General features: G+C 72.0%; 16 protein-coding genes. 13 read left to right on the forward strand and 3 right to left on the reverse strand.

Features of this window, described 5'->3' with window-relative positions; translation table 11 throughout:
- Positions 1-31: 31 nt before the first annotated feature.
- The gene (locus BS80_RS04690; RefSeq protein WP_035793551.1) at positions 32-700 is read right to left on the reverse strand and encodes an HNH endonuclease signature motif containing protein; all 669 of its coding nucleotides are present in this window, start codon (positions 698-700) and stop codon (positions 32-34) included.
- A 265-nt stretch (positions 701-965) separates the two neighbouring features.
- Here BS80_RS04690 and BS80_RS04695 point away from each other — a divergent pair, with 265 nt between their 5' ends.
- From BS80_RS04695 to BS80_RS04705, 3 genes are read left to right on the forward strand one after another with little or no spacing between them, the layout of a single operon-like run.
- Complete coding sequence (locus BS80_RS04695) at positions 966-2,015, forward strand: substrate-binding domain-containing protein (RefSeq protein ID WP_083974243.1); 1,050 nt, start codon at positions 966-968, stop codon at positions 2,013-2,015.
- A 10-nt stretch (positions 2,016-2,025) separates the two neighbouring features.
- Positions 2,026-3,561 (forward strand): sugar ABC transporter ATP-binding protein, encoded by a 1,536-nt coding sequence (locus BS80_RS04700; protein ID WP_051966008.1) that lies wholly within the window; start codon positions 2,026-2,028, stop codon positions 3,559-3,561.
- On the forward strand, positions 3,558-4,583 hold the full coding sequence (locus BS80_RS04705; RefSeq protein WP_035793554.1) for an ABC transporter permease: 1,026 nt from the start codon (positions 3,558-3,560) through the stop codon (positions 4,581-4,583). The genes BS80_RS04700 and BS80_RS04705 overlap by 4 nt, the downstream gene beginning before the upstream one ends.
- 67 nt (positions 4,584-4,650) lie before the next feature.
- On the opposite strand, the gene bcp is transcribed toward BS80_RS04705, so the two are convergent.
- Positions 4,651-5,127, reverse strand: a complete 477-nt coding sequence (bcp, locus tag BS80_RS04710; RefSeq protein WP_035793557.1) for a thioredoxin-dependent thiol peroxidase — start codon at positions 5,125-5,127, stop codon at positions 4,651-4,653.
- A gap of 142 nt (positions 5,128-5,269) precedes the next feature.
- Here bcp and BS80_RS04715 point away from each other — a divergent pair, with 142 nt between their 5' ends.
- The 3 genes from BS80_RS04715 (at position 5,270) to BS80_RS04725 (ending at position 6,786) form a co-directional block, all read left to right on the forward strand.
- Positions 5,270-5,611 (forward strand): DUF3618 domain-containing protein, encoded by a 342-nt coding sequence (locus BS80_RS04715; RefSeq protein WP_063771903.1) that lies wholly within the window; start codon positions 5,270-5,272, stop codon positions 5,609-5,611.
- A gap of 97 nt (positions 5,612-5,708) precedes the next feature.
- Complete coding sequence (locus BS80_RS04720) at positions 5,709-6,089, forward strand: GroES family chaperonin (protein WP_035793559.1); 381 nt, start codon at positions 5,709-5,711, stop codon at positions 6,087-6,089.
- A 178-nt stretch (positions 6,090-6,267) separates the two neighbouring features.
- Positions 6,268-6,786, forward strand: coding sequence for a hypothetical protein (locus tag BS80_RS04725; RefSeq protein WP_035793561.1), 519 nt, complete (start codon positions 6,268-6,270; stop codon positions 6,784-6,786).
- Positions 6,787-6,839: 53 nt separating this feature from the next.
- Here BS80_RS04725 and BS80_RS04730 read toward each other — a convergent pair whose 3' ends face one another.
- Positions 6,840-8,903 (reverse strand): transglycosylase domain-containing protein, encoded by a 2,064-nt coding sequence (locus BS80_RS04730; RefSeq protein ID WP_051966010.1) that lies wholly within the window; start codon positions 8,901-8,903, stop codon positions 6,840-6,842.
- Between the two features lie 228 nt (positions 8,904-9,131).
- Between BS80_RS04730 and BS80_RS04735 the strand changes: the two genes are divergently transcribed.
- The 7 genes from BS80_RS04735 (at position 9,132) to BS80_RS04765 (ending at position 16,714) form a co-directional block, all read left to right on the forward strand.
- A complete protein-coding gene (locus BS80_RS04735; RefSeq protein WP_035793563.1) occupies positions 9,132-9,944 on the forward strand; it encodes an ABC transporter permease in 813 nt (270 codons plus the stop codon).
- Positions 9,937-10,854, forward strand: coding sequence for an ABC transporter permease (locus BS80_RS04740; RefSeq protein ID WP_232246360.1), 918 nt, complete (start codon positions 9,937-9,939; stop codon positions 10,852-10,854). The genes BS80_RS04735 and BS80_RS04740 overlap by 8 nt, the downstream gene beginning before the upstream one ends.
- 35 nt (positions 10,855-10,889) lie before the next feature.
- Positions 10,890-11,849: an ABC transporter ATP-binding protein gene (locus BS80_RS04745; protein WP_035793565.1), complete on the forward strand. Its 960-nt coding sequence runs from the start codon at positions 10,890-10,892 to the stop codon at positions 11,847-11,849.
- A 140-nt stretch (positions 11,850-11,989) separates the two neighbouring features.
- Positions 11,990-13,099: a DegT/DnrJ/EryC1/StrS family aminotransferase gene (locus tag BS80_RS04750; protein ID WP_035793566.1), complete on the forward strand. Its 1,110-nt coding sequence runs from the start codon at positions 11,990-11,992 to the stop codon at positions 13,097-13,099.
- Positions 13,096-14,043, forward strand: a complete 948-nt coding sequence (locus tag BS80_RS04755) for a Gfo/Idh/MocA family protein (RefSeq protein ID WP_035793569.1) — start codon at positions 13,096-13,098, stop codon at positions 14,041-14,043. Before BS80_RS04750 ends, BS80_RS04755 begins: the two co-directional genes overlap by 4 nt.
- Positions 14,040-15,221, forward strand: coding sequence for a glycosyltransferase family 2 protein (locus tag BS80_RS04760; RefSeq protein WP_051966012.1), 1,182 nt, complete (start codon positions 14,040-14,042; stop codon positions 15,219-15,221). Before BS80_RS04755 ends, BS80_RS04760 begins: the two co-directional genes overlap by 4 nt.
- Positions 15,222-15,406: 185 nt before the next feature.
- A complete protein-coding gene (locus BS80_RS04765; protein WP_035793572.1) occupies positions 15,407-16,714 on the forward strand; it encodes a nucleotide sugar dehydrogenase in 1,308 nt (435 codons plus the stop codon).
- Positions 16,715-16,755: the final 41 nt, after the last annotated feature.

Below are 16,755 nucleotides of genomic sequence, written 5' to 3' on the forward strand. Positions count from 1 at the left end.
TGGGGTCCGTCGCCGGGGATTCTTCACGGACTCATACGGACTGCCCCGACCGTCGAGACGATGAGCGATGGTTGCGCCCACAGTAGGTATCGGTGACGGCATGACAGTTCGGGCACAGCAGCCGCAGGTTGTCCGCGTGATTGTCCGACCAGTCGCCGTTGATGTGGTCGACCTCAAGCGTCAGCGCCCGCCCGCGCCAGATCGGACTTATCCCGCAGTCGGCGCAGACGTCGTCCCTGCCGAGTTCGAGGAGGGCGCGGCGCAGTCGGGAGCCCGGGATGCGGTTGGCTCCTGGGGCCCGTCGAACGAGCACCTCGCCGGCGCTCAGTCGCGACGGGAAGCTCTTCCCCCTGCTGTGGGCCTGGCCGGTGAAGTGTGAGGTGTCTATCCCGAAGTGCTTGATGCGGCGGCCGATGTGTGCCTGGGTGCCTCCGGCCTGGCGCAGTTGAAGGTGTCGAACTACGCCCGCCACGCTGGACGACGCAGCGACGGCGTCCTCCAGTAGTTCGCGCGTATAGATACTCCCTGTTGCCCGGAAGTGGGACGTATCGATCGCGAAGGCATTGAGTCTCTGACGAAGGTACTTGCGCCGCCATCGATCGGGATCGGCGCCGAGAGCCTGCAGCAGCTCGTCGAGTGACGTTGCCTCGGCAGCGAGGCTGGTGAGCAGTTCGCGGGAGTATCTGACCCGGCTCGGCATGGTGACCCCTCTTCGCCCGTGATGACCGATTGTCAATCATGGGTAGCAGATAGTGAGGTCCGGGGTATTCCCGGCATCCTCGCCCCGGGGGCGAGTCGCCGGCGGCGCTTTTCGCTCCCTGCTCGCTGGCAACGGTTCCGTTTCGACCTGTGCGGATGTGTGCGAAAGCTCTTGACGTGGGGCGGCGAAAAGGGGTGTCATATCCCACATCGCGTTGGAACCTGTTTGGTTCTGATTGATTGTGAGCCGAAGGAGTCTCCCCCACATGATCACCGCGCGCACTCGCCGCCGCACCGCCGCAGCTGTCGGCCTGCTTGTCACACTCGGTCTGACCGCCTGCTCGACCGGGCAGCAGTCGACCGCCTCGTCCGGCGGCGACGCCGCCACGGTGTCCGGGAAGATCTCCATCACCTACCTGCAGAAGCAGGGGGACCAGGAGTACTTCGTCGGCGAGGCCGCCGGCGCCAAGGCCAAGGCCGCCCAGCTGGGGGTGGACCTCAAGGTGGTCAACCTCGGCAACGACGCGAACCAGACGATCAGCGACGAGCAGTCGGCCATCGCCCAGAAGAGTAACGGTCTGATCATCGTCGTCCCGGACCCGGCTGTCGGTCCGCAGGTGGTGCAGACCGCCAAGGACGCCAAGGTCCAGCTGCTCACCTCGGACGACCAGATCTGCACCACCGGCCCGAAGCCGGCCTCCTGCGGCGCCTCGGACCTGGTGCCCCGGATCGGCTTCAGTGGCGAGCAGATGGGCACCGAGGTCGGCAAGCGGGCCGCCGACGAGTTCAAGAAGGCGGGCTGGAACGCCGCCGACACCCGGATCATCTCGGCCTGGCAGCAGGATGTGACGGTCTGCGGTGACCGCGTGAAGGCCGCCAAGACGGCGTTCACCGCCGGCTCCGGCGCCACCGTGCAGAACATCGACGTCGCGACCGACAACACCCCGACCGGCGCGCAGGACAAGATCGCCGCGACCATCACCGCCAACGCGGGCGTCAAGCACTGGGTGATCTGGGGCTGCAACGACGAGAACGTCCAGGGTGGCGTCACCGCGATGGAGAACGCGGGCGTCACGGCCGACAACGTGATCGGCGTCGGCCTCGGCGCCTACCTGGCCTGCAAGGACTGGGGCAGCGGCAAGCCGTCCGGGATGAAGGCCGCGCTCTTCATCAACGGCAGTGACGTCGGCGCCCTGGCCGTCCAGACCATGTACGACAAGCTCAAGAACGGTAAGGCGTTCCCGCAGGAGGCCTTCGCGCCGACCACGATGGTCGACCCGACCAACTGGCAGGCCTCCGGCCTCAAGTGCAGCTGAGGAACAGGTTGTGACGACCACACTGACGAACCCGGGCGCGGCGGTCCGGGGGCTCGGCAAGAGCTTCGGTGCCGTCCGAGCGTTGAACGGGGTGACCCTGGAGTTCCCGCCAGGGCAGGTGACGGCGCTGATGGGGGAGAACGGGGCGGGCAAGTCCACCCTGTTGAAGATCCTCACCGGTGACCATCAGCCGACCGAGGGACACGTCCTGCTGGACGGGGTCGAGGTGGCCCTGCACTCGCCGGCCCAGGCGCGGGCCGCCGGGATCAGGATCATCCCGCAGGAGCCGGAGATCATCCCGCACGTCTCGGTCGCCGAGAACGTCTACGCCGGTGCGCTGCCCCGTCGTTCGGGGCGCCGGCTGGACCGTGCCGAGCTGCGTCGGCGGATCGAGGCGGATCTGGAGCGGCTCGGGTTCGCCCGGGTGCTCGACCCGGATCTGCTGGGCTCCGAGCTCACCCCGGCGCAGCGTCAACTGGTCGAAATCCTCCGCGCGTTGACCGGTGAGGCGAAGGTCATCGCGTTCGACGAGCCGACCTCCTCGCTCTCCGAGCAGGAGGTGGACGCGCTCTTCGCGCTGATCCGGCGGCTGCGCGATCAGGGTGTGGCGGTCGTCTACGTCTCGCACCGGATGAAGGAGATCTTCCAACTCGCCGACCGGATCGCGGTGTTGCGCGACGGCGCGGTGGCCGGGGTGCTGGACGCGGCGCAGGCCGGCGAGGCCGACCTGGTGCGGTTGATGGTGGGCCGGGATCTGTCCACCATGTTCGTGCGGCAGATGGTGGCCACCGACCGGGTGGTGCTGGACGTCCAGGACATCTCCACCGACGACGTCACCGGGATCAGCCTGCAGGTCAGGGCCGGTGAGGTGGTCGGCCTGGCCGGGCTGATCGGGGCCGGTCGCTCCGAGCTGGCGCTCGCGCTGGCCGGCGACCGTCCGATCCGCAGCGGGAAAGTCCTGCTGGAGGGGCAGGAGTTGAGGTCCGGTCGGCCCGGAGAGGTGATCCGGGCCGGGCTCGGCCTGGCGCCCGAGGAGCGCAAGGCCCAGGCGCTCTTCCTGCACCGCTCGATCCGGGACAACACCTCGTTGGTGGTGTTGGAGCGGCTGCGCCGCTGGCGGTTCGTCCGCCGGTCCGCCGAGCGGGAGTTGGCGCAGGAGTACTCCGACCGGCTGCGCGTGCGCACTCCCTCGATCGAGCACGAGGTGCGCAAGCTCTCCGGCGGGAACCAGCAGAAGGTGGTGCTGGCACGGTGGTTGGCACGCAAGCCCAAGGTGCTGATCCTGGACGAACCGACCCGTGGCATCGACGTGGGTGCCAAGGCGGAGATCTACCAGATCATCGCGGACCTGGCGAAGGAGGGGATCGCGCTGCTGGTGATCTCCTCCGAGCTGCCCGAGGTACTCGGGCTGGCCGACCGGGTCGTGGTGATGCAGAACGGCCGGATCACCGGCGAGTTGGACCGGGAGCAGGCCACCGAGGAGCGGATCCTCTCCCTCGCCATGGCCGACGACCTGGTGTCGAGTGACGAAGGAAGGACCGCATGAGCACCACGACCCTGTCCGAGAGCACGCCGGAGGTGAAGAGCCGCGGCAAGCTGTCCGAGCTCCTCGCCTCGGTCGGCGGGCAGAATCTCAGCCTGATCGGCGGGCTGGTGGTGGTTCTGGCGCTCTTCGGCTCGCTGAACGACAACTACCTGAGCTGGAACAACATCCAGGTGATCGCCGAGGCGGCGACCATCAGCGGCCTGCTGGCCGTCGTGCAGACCGTCGTGATCATCTGCGGCGGGCTGGACATCTCGGTCGGCTCGCAGGCCGGTCTGGCCTCGGTGGTCAGCGCGATGGCCTTCACCTCGGCGGGCTCCAACGCGCTGGTCGGCATGGCTGCGGCGATCGGTGTCGGCGTGGTGATCGGCCTGCTGAACGGCGTGATCATCGTCTACGGCCGGGTCAACGCCACCATCGCCACGCTGGCCGGCCTGGCCGCGTACAAGGGTGTCGCCCAGCTGATCTCCAACGGCGCCGCCCAGGGCTACGTGCTGAACAACAGCATCTTCATCTTCCTCAGCCGCGGCAAGATCGCCGCGCTGCCGGTGATGGTGTGGCTGCTGATCGTGGTGGCGCTGGCCGTGCACGTGCTGCTGAAGTACACCGACATCGGTCGCAACATCTACGCGATCGGCGGCAACGACACGGCGGCCCGACTGGCCGGCATCAACATCAACAAGTACCTGATCGCGGTCTACGGCCTGCTCGGCGTGGTCGCGGCGGTGGCCGGCATCCTGCTGACCGCGCGGACCGGGTCGGGGCAGCCGACCTCGGGCAGTGAGGGACTGGAACTCCAGTCGATCACCGCGGCCGCGCTGGGCGGCTGCGCGCTCAAGGGCGGCAAGGGCGGTATCGGCGGCACGCTGCTCGCGGTGGCGCTGCTCGGCGCGCTGGAGAACGGGCTGACCGTGCAGGGCATCAACTCGTTCTGGCAGAACGTGGCCCAGGGTTCGCTGCTCGTGGTCGCCGTGGTGATCCAGCAGCGGCGCAGCGGCGAGCGGGCGGTGGGCCTGCCCGGCTGACGCTGCGGGTGGAACGCGACGGCCCCGGCCCCTGTGGGGGAGCCGGGGCCGTCGCCGTGCCGTGCCGTCAGGAGGCGTCGACCTTGAGGTCGCGCAGCAGCTTGGCGACGTGGCCGGTGGCCTTGACGTTGTAGAGCGCGCGCTCGACCTTGCCGCTCTCGTCCACCACCACGGTGGAGCGGATCACGCCGACCACGGTCTTGCCGTAGAGGCTCTTCTCGCCGTAGGCGCCGTACGCCTCCAGGACGGACTTGTCCTGGTCGGCGAGCAGGGTGACCTTGAGGTCCTCGGCCTCGCGGAACTTGCCGAGCTTCTCGGGCTTGTCCGGGGAGATGCCGATGACGTCGTAGCCGGCGCCCGCGAAGACCTCCAGGTTGTCGGTGAAGTCGCAGGCCTGGGTGGTGCAGCCGGGGGTCAGTGCGGCGGGGTAGAAGTAGACGATCACCTTGCGGCCGAGGTGGTCGGCGAGGGACACCTGCGTGCCGTCGGCGTCGGGCAGGGTGAAGGCGGGGGCGGTGTCCCCGGCCTGGAGGCGCTCACTCACGGTGGATCTCTCCTCGTGCTGGACTGGCGGTCGTGCCGTCGCAAACCTACCTCTGATGGTGGGTGGGACTGCGCGTGGCGGCCGGGGAGCTGACAAACTGGGCCGGAGCAGACTGCGACGCGAGCTGAGTGAGGTGGCCCTGGTGGGCGAGGGGAAGACGAAGGACAAGGCGGTGCGGACCACCGCCGAGATCGAGGCGGACATCGCCCGGACTCGGACGCAGCTGGCGGTGACCCTGGACGAGCTCGCGGTGCGCGTGCACCCGACCACGGTGGCCGCGCAGGTGCGGGCCAAGGCGCTGGCCGCGGTCGAGCAGCGGATCGGCCGCGTGTACGTCGGTGCCAGCCGCGGCGTGGAGCAGCTGAAGGCCCAGTTCGTGGACGAGAAGGGTCAGCCCCGCAAGGAGCGGATCGTGCCCGCCGCGCTGGTCGGCACGGGTGTGCTGCTGCTGGTGGCCTCGGCACGCAAGCGCCGGCGCGACTGACCGCGACCGACCGCGAGGGTGCGGGCGGGGCCGGGAGCGCGTGGCGCACCCGGCCCTGTCGCCACGCGGGCGGGCCGGGCCAGGTACGGTCAGGGGCGTGAGCGCGAACGACGAGCAGAACCAGCAGCGGGACCGGCTCAGCCATGACCGGATGGGTGAGAAGCTCCCCATCCGGATGCTGCACGACCGCGTCCTGGTCCGGACCGAGGGCAGCGAGGGTGAGCGGCGCTCGACCGGCGGCATTCTCATCCCCGCGACCGCCGAGCTCAGCAAGAGGTGTGTCTGGGCCGAGGCCGCAGCGGTGGGCCAGAGCGTGCGCTCGGTGGAGCCCGGGGACCGGGTGCTCTACGACCCGGAGGACAAGCTGGAGGTCGAGGTGCGCGGCGCGACCTACGTGCTGCTGCGCGAGCGCGACCTGCACGCGGTGGCGGCCGAGCGGCTGAAGGAGTCGGACGGGTCGACCGGGCTCTACCTCTGACCGAGGGGGCGTCAGGGGGCGGTGCGGGTGGGGAAGTCGGCCAGGCCGACTTCCGGTGACGGGGTGTGGGCAGGTCGCCACACATTCGGCGTAGGAGCGGTGGCCGGCGGGCCGGGTCTGCTCCAACGTGTGGATCAGGCGCTCTGCCTCTTCCCCACCGAACAGGAGAACCACCCTCATGCGTGCCATATGGACGGCTGCCGCCCTCACCGCAGCTCTGAGCCTCACGTCGGTCACCGTGGCGACCGCCGCCGTCCCCAGTTCCGGCGCGGAGTCCCCGCGGGTCGGCTCGGCCTCGACCGTGCCGTGGGACCTCGGTCTCCTCCCGGTGCGGGTGCCCACCGCCGGGGTGCCGTCGGTGACCCTGCCGACCGTGCCGGGTGCCCCGTCGCTGCCGTCGCTGCCGACCGTGCCGTCGCTTCCGTCGCTGCCGAGTACCCCGAGTCTGCCGAGCGTCGACACCAGCGGGATCCTCGGACTGGTGACCAGCCTGCTGAACACCATCAAGGGCCTGCTCGCCGGCCTGGGGCTGCCGATCTCGCTGCCCTCGCTGCCGGCCCTGCCGTCGACGCCGTCGACGCCGACGACGGGGAGCGGCACCAGCTCGGTCTCCCCGAGCGAGCTGGCGCAGATCCAGCAGAGCGTCAAGGCACTGGGCGAGGCCGCCGCGGCGGCGCAGGCCCAGGCGCACCGCTAGAGCCTGTAGACGGCAGCCCCTGAGGCGGTCGTCCCCGGAAGGGGGCGGCCGCCTCAGGGGCTGCCGCGTAGCTGGAGGTCGAAGGCCTGCGGGGTGCTGCCGGCCAGCGCGGCGGCCGTGTAGTCCGTCCAGATCGCGGTGGGCAGCCCACCGCCGTCGACCCGGGTGAGCCCACCGGTCCCGGTCAGCGGGAGCTTGCCGTGGCTGGTCGGGTCCTCGCGGAACAGGCCGACCGCGGTGGCGAGTTCGGGGGTGTAGCCGGCGAACCAGGCGGACAGGTTCTGGTCGGTGCTGCCGGTCTTGCCGGCCGCCGGACGGCCGAGGGCGAGGGCCGCGGCGCCGGTGGCGCCCGGGCCGATCACGTCCCGCAGGACGTCGGTGACGGCGTCCGCGGTGCTCCGGGCGACGGCGGTGGCGGCCGGGTGTTGCGGCAGCCCCGGGAGGTCGTCGTTGTTGCCGGGCCGGTCGATCCGCTGCACGGGCCACGGCGTGATCGCCTGGCCGTGGTGGGCGAACGCGGCGTACACGCCGGCCAGGTCGAGGGCGCTCGGGGTCGCGGTGCCCAGCGTCATCGAGGTGTCGCCGGGCGACATGCCCTGGACGGTGGCCGGGACGCCCAGCGCGACGGCGGTCCGCCGCACGCCGGTCAGGCCGGCGTCCACGCCCTCCTGGGCGTAGACCGAGTTGACCGACTGGGTCATCGCGTACCGCAGGGTCACCGGACCGTAGTCGACGCCGTCCTCGTTCGGCGGGGCGTACGGGGTGGGGCCGCCGACCACCGGGCGGCCGCTGGTGCCGTCGTAGAGCGTCGCGGGGGTGATCAGTCGGCCGTCCTGGGTGCGGTGGGCACCCTCCAGGCCGGCCGCGAGGTCGATCGGCTTGAAGGTGGAGCCGATCTGGTTGTCCTGGCGGACCGCGTCGTCGTAGGGCTGGGTGGCGTAGTCCGGGCCGCCGTAGAGCGCGACGATCCTGCCGGTGGCGGTCTCCACCGAGGCGCCGGCCACCCGGACGTCGGTGTCGCTGTCCGGCCGGGCGGCCGGATCCAGTGCGGCGGTCAGCTCCTGGTGGACGGCGGCGGCCAGGGCGCCCTGTCTGGCCTGGTCGAAGGTGGTGGTGATCCGCCAGCCGCCGGCCTTGAGGGTGGCCGCGTCGATGGTGCCGGTGCCGGTCAGATAGTCGTCGGCGATGCCCACCAGGTAGCCGGCCTGGCCGCTCAGTCCGGCGGCGGGCTGCGGGTCGAGCGGTTCGGGGAAGGTCAGCGCGCCGCGGGCGGCGGGGTCCAGCCAGTGCTGGGTGACCATGCCGTCCAGCACGTAGTTCCAGCGGGCGACGGCCCGGTCGCGGTCGGCGGGGGTGGTGTTGCGGACGTCGTAGGCGCTGGGGGCCTGCAGCAGGGCGGCCAGGTAAGCGCTCTGAGGGAGTGTCAGCTGATCGGAGTCGACGCCGTAGTAGGCGCGGGCCGCGGTCTGGATGCCGTAGGCGTTGCGCCCGAAGTAGCTGGAGTTGAGGTAGCCGGCCAGGATGGCGTCCTTGCTCTCGGTGCGGTCCACCTTGAGCGCGATGAAGAACTCCTGGGTCTTGCGGGTGAGGGTCTGGTCCTGCGTCAGGTAGTAGTTCTTGACGTACTGCTGGGTGATCGTCGAGCCGCCCTGGGTGCCCTTGCCGGTCAGCGTGTTCCAGGCAGCCCGTGCCATGCCCAGCGGGTCGACGCCCCGGTTGCGGTAGAAGGTGCGGTCCTCGGCGGCGACCACGGCGTGTTGGGTGTCGGTGCTGATCGCGGAGATCGGGACGTCCTCGCGGTTCACCGAGCCGGTGCGGGCCAGTTCGGTGCTGCCGTCGGACCAGTAGTAGATGTTGCTCTGGGCGACCGCGCGGGCGTTCGCGTCGGGCACCGGGACGACCAGGCAGAGCGTCGCGAACGCGGCGATGCCGAGCAGCAGCAGTCCGGCCAGGGTGCCGGCCAGTACCCGCCAGGTCGGGATCAGCCGGCGTCGGCGGGAGAGCGCGCCGCGTGCGGTGCGGCGGGCGCGGCGCCTGGACCGGCGCAGATCGCGGCGGCGCGCGCCCGGGCCGCCGCCCTCCGCCCGGTCCTCGGCGCTGAGCTGGTCGTGGTCCATGGCTGGATTATGGGTGATTCGGGGCGAAATCTGGTGAATCTTGATCACGATCCGTGGCAGAGCGTGCGCGAATAAATACCCTGCGGAACCGCGCGCTCCGGCGATACGGTGGGCTCGGACAACCTCATATCCGTAGCTCCGCCCGACGCCCGGACACCCCCGGGGCCTGCCGGTCGGGGCATTTCCGTGTTGCTCCCGAACATGGAAAAGTCGATAAGGAGACAGTTGATGGGATCGTCGGCCAGGCTCTATCTGGCCATCGCACGCGGCTCGTTCCGCCGCTACTCGACCTACCGGGCGGCGACGCTGGCCGGGGTCTTCACCAACACGGTGTTCGGCTTCATCCTCGCCTACACCTTCCTCGCGCTCTGGCGGGCCCGGCCCGGCCTGGGCGGGTACGACACCAGCCAGGCCGTCACCTACATCTGGGTCAGCCAGTCGCTGCTGATCACCGTCGCGGTCTGGGGCGGCGGATTCCAGGACGACGTCCAGGAGCGGTTCCGGACCGGCGACATCGCCGTCGACCTCTACCGCCCGGTCGACTTCCTCGGCTGGTGGCTGGCGGCCGACCTCGGCAGGGCCGGCTTCCAGCTGCTCGCCCGGGGCTTGGCCCCGATCACCGCGGGCGCGATCGCCTTCCACGCCAGGATGCCGCACTCGCCGCTGACCTGGCCGGTCTTCCTGCTGTCGGTGCTGCTCGCGGTGCTGGTCAGTTTCGGGCTGCGCTACCTGGTCTCGCTCAGCGGCTTCTGGTTGCACGACTCCGACGGGGTGCGCGCGGTGATGCTGGTGGTGGCGATGTTCTTCTCCGGGATGCTGCTGCCGCTCGGCCTCTTCCCGGACGGGCTGCGCCAGGCCGCGCAGGTGCTGCCCTGGGCAGCACTGATCCAGGTGCCGACGGACATCTTCCTCGAACGCAGCACCGGTTCGGCCCTGCTGGCCGGCCTGGGCTTCCAACTCGCCTGGGCCGTCGTGCTGCTGGCCCTCGGCCGGGCGGCGCAGCTGCTGGCAACCCGCAAGGTGGTGGTCCAGGGTGGCTGAGTACCTGGTGGAGAACGGGAGTTCGGTGCGGCCGGAGCGCCCGTTGGAGCCGGAGAGCCTGCTGGAGCCGGAGAGCCTGCTGGAGCCGCAGGGCCGGCTGGAGCGGCTGCGCTGGGCGCTGCGCTCCTGGCAGTTGAGTGCCGCGATGTGGACGCGGGCCGCGATGGCCTACCGCACCTCCTTCGTGCTGATGCTCGGCGCCAACATCATGATCACCTCACTCGACTTCGTCGTGGTGATCCTGATGTTCCAGCACACCGACCGGCTCGGCGGCTGGACGCTGCCCGAACTCGGGCTGCTGTACGGGACGTCGGCCTTCGCGCTCGGCATGGCCGACCTGCTGGTGGGCAGCGTGGACGCGCTCGGTGAGCGGATCCGGGCCGGCACCCTGGACGTGATGCTGATCCGCCCGGCCCCGGCGCTCTCGCAGGTCTGCGCCGAGCGTTTCACGCTGCGCCGGCTCGGGCGCCCGGCCCAGGCGACCGTCGTCCTGCTCTGGTCGGTGAGCGCGCTGCGGGTCGACTGGAGCTGGGACAAGGTGCTCCTGCTGGCGGCGCTGCTGGTCAGCGGCACGGTGATCTTCGGCGCGCTCTTCGTCGGCGGCGCCACCCTGCAGTTCTGGTGGGGCGAGGCCAAGGAACTGCAGAACTCCTTCACCTACGGCGGCGCGACGCTGCTGCACTACCCGCCGACCGTCTTCGCCAAGGAGCTGGTCGCCGGGGTCACCTTCGGCGTGCCGCTGGCCTTCGTCAACTGGCTGCCGCTGCTGCACATCCTGGGCAAGCCGGACCCGCTCGGCCTGCCCGCGGCCTTCCAGTTCGCCTCGCCGCTCGCGGCGGCCCTCAGCGTCCTGGTGGCGGCCCTCGCCTGGCGGGCCGGGCTGCGGGCCTACCGCGGCGCCGGTAACTGACCGGACCACCCGACCTCACGAACAGGAGCAACGACATGGCATTGATCGAACTCGAAGACGTGGCACGGACGTTCACCATCCGCGCGAAGGTCGGGCGGCTGCGCCGTGAGCGCCGCGAGGTGCGTGCGGTGGACGGGTTGAGCTTCACCGTGGAGGCCGGCGAGTGCGTCGGCTACATCGGGCCGAACGGCGCGGGCAAGTCCACCACCATCAAGATGCTCACCGGCATCCTGGTCCCCAGCGCCGGACGGTTGCGGGTGGCCGGCGTCGACCCGGCCCGAGAACGCACCCGGCTGGCCCGCCGGATCGGGGTGGTCTTCGGCCAGCGGACCACACTCTGGTGGGACCTGCCGCTGCGCGACTCCTACGACCTGGCCCGCCGGATCTACCGGATCCCGGACGCCCGCTACCGGGCCAACCTCGACCGGTGCGTCGAACTGCTGGAGCTGGGGCCGCTGCTGGACACCCCGGTGCGCCAACTGTCGCTCGGCCAGCGGATGCGCGGCGACCTGGCGGCTGCTCTGCTGCACGACCCGCAGGTGCTGTACCTGGACGAGCCGACCATCGGCCTGGACGTGGTCAGCAAGGTGCGGGTGCGGGAGTTCCTGCGCGAGATCAACACCGTCGCCGGCACCACCGTGCTGCTCACCACCCACGACCTCACCGACATCGAGCAGTTGTGCGGCCGGGTGATGGTGATCGACCACGGACGGATGGTCTACGACGGCGGCCTGGACGGCCTGCACGCGACCGGGCGCAGCGAACGGACCCTGGTCGTCGACCTGGCCGGCCCGTCGGCCCCGATCGAGGTCCCGGGCGCCCGCGTGGTCAAGGTGGACGGCGCCCGCCAGTGGCTGGCCTTCCCGGCCGAGGACAGCGCCGCGCCCATCGTCGCCGCGGTGGCGGCCGGTTACCCCCTGCTCGACCTCTCGGTCCGCGAGCCCGCCATCGAGGACGTGATCGCCCGGATGTACGCCAAGGTCCCGATCGGCTGAGACGGGGACGCCGCACGGTCGTACGGCCGGGCGCCCGGGTGTTCGGCTCGCCCCACTCGAAAGGGTGGGGCGAGTAACCCGGGTGGGCCTGGTGGCGTTGACACGACCGGAAGCGTGGACCGGCACTAGGGAGCTCGGAGATGGCAGGGCCTGAGACGGTCCCGGTGGCCCGGCCGGTGATCGGGGAGGCGGAGATCGCCGCCGCCGTCCGGGTGTTGCGCACCGGGGTGGTGGTCCAGGGGCCCGAAGTGGCGGCCTTCGAGCGGGAGTTCTCCGAGCTGGTGGACGGACGGGCCTGCGTGGCCGTCAACTCCGGTACGTCGGCGCTGTACCTGAGCCTGTTGGCGCTGGGGATCGGCCCCGGGGACGAGGTGGTGGTGCCGTCCTTCTCGTTCGCGGCGACCGCCAACGCCGTGCGACTGGTGGGCGCCGAGCCGGTGTTCGCGGACATCGAGGCGGACAGCTTCTGTCTGGACCCGGACGCCGCCGCGGCGGCCGTCGGGCCGCGTACCGCGGCGCTGTTGCCGGTCCACCTGTACGGGCACCCCGCCGCGATGGACCGGCTGCTCCCGCTGGCCGCGCGGCACGGGCTGGCGGTGGTCGAGGACGCCTGCCAGGCGCACGCCGCCACCCTGCACGGCCGTCCGGTCGGCGCGCTCGGCACGGCCGGCTGCTTCAGCTTCTACCCGACCAAGAACATGCACGCCCTGGAGGGCGGCATGGTGGTCGTCGAGGACGCCCGACTGGCCGCGCGGCTGCGGATGTTGCGTAATCAGGGGATGGCTGAGCGCTACCGCCACGAGCTGGTCGGCGCGAACCTGCGGATGACCGACGTGTCGGCGGCCGTCGGGCGGGTCCAGCTGGCGGCGCTCTCCGGGTGGACCGAGCGGCGCCGGGAGCACGCCAAGGCGTTGGACGCCCGGCTGCGCGGGGTGCCGACCCCGCCGGTGGCGGCCGGGGCGGGACACGTCTACCACCAGTACACGGTTCGGATCGCCGGCCAACGGGAGCTTTTCCAGCAGGAGTTGGCAAAGCGGGGGGTCGGCAGCGCGGTGCACTACGCGGTGCCGATCCACCGCCAGCCCGCCTACGCGGGGACGGCCCTGGCGGGCCTGGAGCTGCCGGCGACCGACCGGGCGGCGGCCGAGGTGCTCTCGCTGCCGGTCCACCCCGGGCTGACCGAGGGCGAGTTGGACCGGGTGGTCGCGGCGGTCGACGCGGTCGCGACGCTGCTGGGCGGCGAACGGTGAGCGCGGACGGTCCGCGCCTGCGGGCCGGGCTGGTCGGCATCGGTGCGATGGGCCGCCACCACGCCCGGGTGCTGGCCGCGCTGCCCGGCGTACGGCTGGTCGGGGTGGCCGATCCGGCCGGCGACCCCACCGGGGCGGCGCACGGGACGCCGGTCTTCGCGGCGCTGGAGGGCCTGCTCGCCCGGGGTCTGGACTACGCCGTGGTGGCCTGCCCGACCGGGCTGCACGAGGAGATCGGCCTGGCCCTGGCCGCGCACGGGGTGGCCGCCCTGATCGAGAAGCCGCTGGCCCGTTGCGCCGCCGCCGCCGGCCGGCTGGTCGAGGCGTTCGAGTCGCGGGGCCTGGTGGCCTCGGTCGGCCATGTCGAGCGGTTCAACCCGGCGCTGCGCCGACTGCGCGACCTGGTGGCCGCCGGTGAACTCGGCCCCCTGCACCAGGTAATGACGCGACGTCAGGGACCGTTTCCCGCACGGATGGTGGACGTCGGCGTGGTCCAGGACCTGGCCACCCACGACATCGACCTGACCCGCTGGATCACCGGCGCGGAGTACGGCCCGCTGTCGGCCCGCACGGTGCGCCGCAGCGCCGGCGGGCACGAGGACCTGGCAGCGGTGATCGGCACGCTGGACGACGGGACGATGGTCAGCCACCTGGTCAGCCGGCTCAGCCCGGTGCGCGAGCGGGTGGTCGTGGTGACCGGCGAGCGCGGCTGCCTGGTCGCCGACACCCTGGCGGGGACGCTGACCCTGCAGGCCGACGGCTCGGCCACCGCCTGCGCCGTCGTCGGTCCGGAGCCGCTAGTGGCCGAGCACGAGCGGTTCCGCGACGCGCTGGCCGGGCGGCCCGGCGTGACGGTGACCCTGCGGGACGGCCTGCGCGCGGTGGAGCTGGCCGAGGACGTCCTGTCCGCCGCCCGGTACGGCCAGGAGGCGCTGATCCCGTGAACGACGTCGACGTGACGGTCGTGCTGGCCGTCTACAACGCGATGCCCTATCTGACCGCCTGCCTGGAGTCGCTGGCCGGCCAGTCCATCCGCCGCCGGCCCGGCGGCGGCCTGGAGGTGGTCGCGGTCGACGACGGCTCCACCGACGGCGGCGGCGCCGAGCTGTGCGCCTTCGCGGCCCGCCATCCGGGGCTCGTCCGGGTCGTTCACCAGCCCAACTCCGGCGGCCCGGCGGCACCCGGCAACCGTGCGCTGGAGCTGGCCCGCGGCCGGTACGTGTTCTTCCTCGGCGCCGACGACTGGCTCGGCGAACACGCGCTGGAGCGGCTGGTGGCGCTCGCGGACCGCGCCGAGTCGGACGTGGTGCTCGGCCGGATGGTCGGCGTCGGCGGGCGGCAGGTGCCGCAGGGGATCTTCGAGGCCAACCGGGACCGGATCACCTTCACCGACTCCGCACTGGCCTGGGCGCTCTCCGACACCAAGCTCTTCCGGCGGGAGCTGATCGAGCGGCACGGGTTGCGCAAGCGCGAGGACCTGCCGGCCTACTCCGACCAGCCGTTCACCCTGGAGGCCTGCCTGCGCTCGCGGCGGATCTCGGTGCTGGCCGACTACGACTGCTACTACGCGGTCCTGCGCGAGGACCACGGGAACGTGACCGTGCGGGCCCGGCACGAGGACCGGCTGCGCGGGGTGGCCGCGATGCTCGGCGTGGCGGAGCGGCTGGCCGAACCCGGCGCGGAGCGCGAGGCGTTGCGGGCCCGGGCGTTCTCCTGGGAGATCCCGCGCCTGCTGACCGCGGACTTCCTCGCGCTGCCCGAACCGGCCCAGCGACGGGTCTGCGCCGGGGTCGGCCGCCTGGTCGCGCTGCACTGCGAGGAGGCGGCGCTGGCTGAGCTCCCGGTGCGCGACCGGCTGCGCCTGGACCTGGCCCGGCGCGGCCGGGTGGCCGCGCTGCGCCGGCTGATCCGCTACCAGGCGGCCTACGGCGAGCGGTCGGCCCCGGCGGCGCAGGAGCAGCAGGCGCAGGACGCGGCGGTGGAGCAGGCGCCGGAGCCCAGGCCGCTGCCCGTGCCGGTGCAGCTCTGGCGCGGGCTGGTCCCGGCCCAGGTCCGGCGGCGGCTGCACCGGAGTTCGGGCTGGCGGGAATTCACCGAGCGGACGTACGAGCGCTGGGCCTAGGCCGTGTCTGACAATTCCCGCCGGGCCCGCGACGCCGGGCATCCCGGCTGGACGCACCGGCGGATCATCCAAGTACGACCCAGTACGAGGACGATCCGCCGGCACGCCCAGCCGGGCGCCCAACGCCGCGGGCTCATCCGACGCGAATTGTCAGACACGGCCTAGTGCCGCGGGGAGTGAGAGTCGTGGACATCTGTGTGGTCGGGCTCGGCAAGATCGGGCTGCCGTTGGCGGTGCAGTACGCGGGCAAGGGTCACCGGGTCACCGGGGCGGACCTGGCGCCGGCCGTGGTCGCGGCCGTCGCCGAGGGCCGGGAGCCGTTCCCCGGCGAGGCGGAGTTGGCCGAGCGGCTCAAGCGGGTGGTCGCCGACGGTCTGCTGACCGCCACCACCGACACCACCGCGGCCGTCGCGGGTGCGCAGGCGGTGGTCGTGGTCGTCCCGCTGCTGACGGACGGTACGGGCGCGCCGGACTTCACCGCGCTGGACGCCGCCACCGCCGACATCGCGGCCGGGCTGCGCCGCGGCGCCCTGGTCAGCTACGAGACCACGCTGCCGGTCGGCACCACCCGCGGCCGCTGGGCCGGGCAGCTGGCGGCCGGCTCGGGGCTGACGGCCGGGCGGGACTTCGCGCTGGTCTTCAGCCCGGAGCGGGTGCTCACCGGCCGGGTCTTCGCCGACCTGCGCCGCTATCCCAAGCTGGTCGGCGGCATCGACGCGGCCTCGGGCCGGCGCGGGGTGGAGTTCTACCAGGCGGTGCTGGACTTCGACCCGCGTCCGGACCTGCCGCAGGGCAACGGCGTGCGCGATCTCGGCTCGGCGGAGGCGGCCGAGCTGGCCAAGCTGGCCGAGACCACCTACCGGGACGTCAACATCGCGCTGGTGAACGAGTTCGCGCGGTTCGCCGAGCGCAGCGGGATCGACCTGGCACCGGTCCTGGAGGCCTGCAACACCCAGCCGTACAGCCATCTGCACCGGCCCGGGATCGCGGTCGGCGGCCACTGCATCCCGGTCTACCCGAGGCTCTACCTGTGGAACGACCCACAGGCCGGCGTGGTGCGGGCCGCCCGGGAGGCCAACGAGGCGATGCCCGGCTACGCGGTGGACCTGCTGCGCGGCGCGCTCGGTGAGCTGGCCGGCCGGGCGGTCCTGGTGCTCGGCGCGGCCTATCGCGGCGGGGTGCGGGAGACCGCTTGCTCGGGGGTGTTCCCGCTGGTCGCGGCCGTGCGGGCGGCGGGCGGGACGGCGTACGTCAGCGATCCGCTGTACGACGCGGCGGCGCTGGCGGCGCTGGGGCTGGCGCCGTACGCGGGGGAGCCGGTCGAGGCGGTGGTCGTGCAGGCGGACCACGCCGAGTACCGGGAGGTCGGGCCGGCCGACTTTCCGGGGGTGCGGGTGCTGCTGGACGGGCGCGGTGTGACCGACCCGGACCGGTGGAGCGGGGTCCGGCGGATCGTGATCGGTGGGCGAAGCACCGGATTTGAAGGTCGTTAAGTCACACTGGCCGAGTGGAGCAGAGCAGAAACGAGAGCAAG

Source organism: Kitasatospora mediocidica KCTC 9733, assembly GCF_000744225.1.
Lineage (GTDB): Bacteria > Actinomycetota > Actinomycetes > Streptomycetales > Streptomycetaceae > Kitasatospora > Kitasatospora mediocidica.

Excerpts from the sequence above, each read along its gene's own strand:
- BS80_RS04730 (WP_051966010.1), bottom strand. The coding sequence starts at position 8,903 with ATGGACCACGACCAGCTCAGCGCCGAGGACCGGGCGGAGGGCGGCGGC.
- BS80_RS04750 (WP_035793566.1), top strand. The coding sequence starts at position 11,990 with ATGGCAGGGCCTGAGACGGTCCCGGTGGCCCGGCCGGTGATCGGGGAG.
- BS80_RS04725 (WP_035793561.1), top strand. The coding sequence starts at position 6,268 with ATGCGTGCCATATGGACGGCTGCCGCCCTCACCGCAGCTCTGAGCCTC.
- BS80_RS04690 (WP_035793551.1), bottom strand. The coding sequence starts at position 700 with ATGCCGAGCCGGGTCAGATACTCCCGCGAACTGCTCACCAGCCTCGCT.
- BS80_RS04745 (WP_035793565.1), top strand. The coding sequence starts at position 10,890 with ATGGCATTGATCGAACTCGAAGACGTGGCACGGACGTTCACCATCCGC.
- BS80_RS04695 (WP_083974243.1), top strand. The coding sequence starts at position 966 with ATGATCACCGCGCGCACTCGCCGCCGCACCGCCGCAGCTGTCGGCCTG.
- BS80_RS04735 (WP_035793563.1), top strand. The coding sequence starts at position 9,132 with ATGGGATCGTCGGCCAGGCTCTATCTGGCCATCGCACGCGGCTCGTTC.
- BS80_RS04705 (WP_035793554.1), top strand. The coding sequence starts at position 3,558 with ATGAGCACCACGACCCTGTCCGAGAGCACGCCGGAGGTGAAGAGCCGC.